The 3,459-nt window shown below is 74.8% G+C and carries 2 protein-coding genes; both read right to left on the minus strand.

Annotation, left to right across the window (positions count from 1 at the left end):
• Positions 1–1,840: FAD/NAD(P)-binding protein (locus tag VR45_RS38045; protein WP_045944523.1), on the minus strand; the 1,840-nt coding region annotated here is incomplete at its 3' end.
• Complete coding sequence (locus tag VR45_RS38050) at positions 1,837–2,916, minus strand: amino acid ABC transporter permease (protein ID WP_078897401.1); 1,080 nt, start codon at positions 2,914–2,916, stop codon at positions 1,837–1,839. The genes VR45_RS38050 and VR45_RS38045, both read right to left, overlap by 4 nt.
• Positions 2,917–3,459: the final 543 nt, after the last annotated feature.

The following is a 3,459-nucleotide window of genomic DNA, read 5'->3' on the forward strand; positions in this document are numbered from 1 at the left end:
AGTCGGTCCGCGGCCGGGCGAACGCGGCCGCCGCCCGCACGCTGGTGTGCGGGCCGAGCGCGGTGCGCCGCGGGTGCGGCTCCCCGCCGAGGGCCGGGTCGAGGACGAGGCCGTCCCGGGGGCGGATGGTGAGCAGCCCCGAGCGGTGGGTGTGCTCCGGGTCGCTGACCACCTCCTCGACGATCCGCCCCTCCCGGTGCAGTTCGCGCAGCAGCGGGTCCCGGGTGCGGTCCAGCACGTGCTTGGGCAGGTACGCCTCGACCAGCGCGGTGGCGGTGACGGTGCGGCCGGGCACGGTGGCGCCGGAGGCCAGCCAGCTGCCGGTGCGCTCGTCCCGCTCGACCCGGACGCCCGCGCCGAGGAAGCGGACCACGCCGGCCTCGGAGAGCGCGAGCAGCTGCCGCAGCCGGAAGCCGGGCGGGCCGGAGGCCAGGTAGCTGAAGTAGCCGAAGAACCACTCGTCGACCTCCTCGCCCACCGACCGGGCGGTGAGCCGGCCGGAGGCGAGGATCCGGGGCAGCTGGCCGAAGAGCGAGAGCAGGGCGAGGAAGGCGCCGAGGTCGGCGCTGTGGGCGGGGTCGGCGCGCCGGTCGGCGTCCTCGGCGATGTAGCGGCGCAGGTAGCGCTGGAGTTCCTCGGCGGAGCCGAGTTCCAGGCCGGCCAGCGGGTGGTCGAGGCGTTCGAGGTCGAGCCGGTCGGCCGGGTCGGGGACGGCGCGTTCGACCAGCGCGCCCAGCTCCGGGGACGCCCAGGGGTGCGCGTCGAGGCCGTCGAGGAACTCCGCCCAGGGCAGGGCGGTGCGTTCGGGGTGGGCGTGGAACAGCTCGTGGTAGTGGCCGAAGGCGATCTCCTTGGCCATCAACGGCCAGGCGTCGCGGCGCAGTTCGAGGGCGCCGGGCCGGTCCAGCAGGGCGTCGACGGCGGTGGCGTCGAAGTACCGGGGGAACGGCGGCGGCGGTCCGACCAGGCGGTAGCCGGTCTTGGAGTGGTACGGGACGCCGCGCCGCGAGCCGACGTGGACGACCGGTTCGCGGCCCGAGGGCCGGTAGACCAGGCCGCCGTCGGCCGCCTCCTCGAAGCGGCCGCCGCGGCCCTCGGTGAGCAGCGAGACCAGGTCGACGAAGGCGAGCCCGAAACCGCGCAGCACGGTGTGCTCGCCGGGGGCGATGCGCTCCAGCTCGGCGGCGACGTCGGCGGAGTGGGCGGGCGGCAGGTGGAAGCGGCCGTGCCGGGCGGCGAAGGCGGCGTCGGCGTCGTAGCGGGGGTCGGGGTGGGATTCGAGGTGGCCGAGGGTGAGGACGACGTGGTCGGCGGTCAGTACCCGGTCGGAGAGGTGGACCAGCTGCGGGCCGTCCGCCGGGCCCTCGATCCGCCGTGCGGTGTCCCGGTGGACGGTGACCGTGATGTGCGGCGGCAGGTCGGCGACGGCGCGCCGGAACACCCAGTCCAGATAGGCGCTCTGGGCCCGCCGGGTGGGGAAGTCGGTGGGTGCGAGGGTGTCCAGCTCGGCCCGCAGCGCGGGGTCGGCGATCTCCCGGTAGGGGGCGAACTCCTCGGGGTGGGCGGCCCATTCGGCCAGCGAGGGGCCGGGGCGGACCGGCCCGTCGAGGGTCGAGCGCTCGTCGGTGAACATGGTGACGTCCTCCGCCATCGAGTTCATCCGCAGCAGCGGGGACTGCTCGTGGCGCCAGATCCGGCCGCCGCCGGGCGGGTGCGGGTCGACCAGGTGGATGTGCAACGGCCGGTCGGCGGGCAGCAGTTCGGGGGCGTTGGCGGCGATCCGCTCCAGCACCCCGGTGCCGCGCGGCCCGGCGCCGACGACGACCAGGACGGCGCTCATCGGGCGTCCTCCCCGGTGGCGCCCTTGCCCGTGGCGGCATTCCCCGGAACGGTCTTCTCCGGCACGGCCTCCCCCGGCGCGGGCGCCCCGGCGACGGCGCGCAGCCGCCGGTACGCGGCGCGGGCCCGGTGCAGCGGCGTGGGCGGCAGGCCCTCGCGGGTGGCGCCCTTCGCGAAGTGGCGTTCGACGTAGAACTGCCCGACCGAGAGCACGGTGGTGATCACCACGTACCAGAGGGTGGCGACCATCAGCATCGGGATGACCTGGTAGGACTGCAGATAGACCAACTGGACGGAGTAGAGCAGGTCGGAGACGGCCAGCACACTGATGATGCTGGTCCCCTTGAGGGCGCTGATCAGCATGTTCCCGGCGGTCGGCACGATCGAGCGCATCGCCTGCGGGACGACGATCCGGCGCAGCACCCGCCACCGGCCGAGGCCGAGCGCGGCGGCGGCCTCCAACTGGCCCCGGTCGACGGAGAGGATGCCGCCGCGCACCACCTCGGCGGCGTACGCGGCCTCCAGCAGGGTCAGCCCGACCACCGCGGTGAAGGTCGGGCCGAACAGGTTCACCGTCCGGACGGTGACGAACTCCGGGCCGAACGGGATGCCCAGGCCGAGGGTCGGGTACAGCGCGCCGATGTTGAAGAACAGCAGCAGCTGCACCAGGGCGGGGGTGGAGCGGAAGATCCAGATGTAGATCCAGCTGAGCGTGCGCAGCACCGGGTTGGCGGACAGCCGCATGGTGGCGAGGACGGTGCCGAGCACGAAGCCGAGGCCGAGGGTGACGGCGGTCAGCCAGAGGGTCAGGGTGAGGCCGTTCATCACCGAGGTGGCGGTGAACCACTCGGCGACCACGTCCCACTGGAACGCCCGGTTGTGGATCAGGGAGTTGGCCGCCATGGCGAACAGCAGCAGGGCGACGGCGGCGGAGACCCACTGGCCGGTGCGGCGGCGCGGGACGATCCGGGCGGTGGCGGCCGAGACGTCGAGGGCGGTGGCGGCGCTGCCCTTGCGGGTCGGCACCGGGGCGGGCGGGGAGAGAGGGGCGGGCAGGACGTCCGGCGGGGTGGCCATGCGGAGGCTCCAGGCGGGAGGGTGGAGATGCGGGATGCGCGCGGGCGCACGGGGCGGGGGTACGGCGTGGTCACGTACGGCCGTTGCGGCCGGCCCGCGTCCCTCAACGCGTCCGGCGGGGCACTGCACTCCGCTTTCGATCGTACGCGTGCGCGATCGGCGGGTGTCAAGGGTCGTCGGCGACGGGGCGCCCGGGGCGCGGGAGGTGTCGCGTGGCGACAGGAGATCGCAACAGAGCGGTAATGGAGGACGGTTGACGGGTGCGAGGTTCGCTGCTCAACTTGAGGCCATGTACGCCGAGCAGCCCCTGGTCACCCGCGACCACATCGACTTCGGTCGGGTGTGGTCCGCGGCGTGTCGCGGCTGACCCGGCAGCGGGCCGCTCGTCCGGCCCCGTCCTCCCCCGGAGCGACCTCCCTCGGTGCCCCGTCCCGGGCCGGGACAGCCGTCACGTCCTGACGGCTCGTCGACCGCGCGCTGCCGCCCACCCCTCTTCCTCCCCGCTCCGCTGCGCTCCGGCAGTCCTCCGCACCGCCCCGGGCC

Source organism: Streptomyces sp. NRRL S-495, assembly GCF_000966955.1.
GTDB classification, from domain to species: domain Bacteria; phylum Actinomycetota; class Actinomycetes; order Streptomycetales; family Streptomycetaceae; genus Kitasatospora; species Kitasatospora purpeofusca.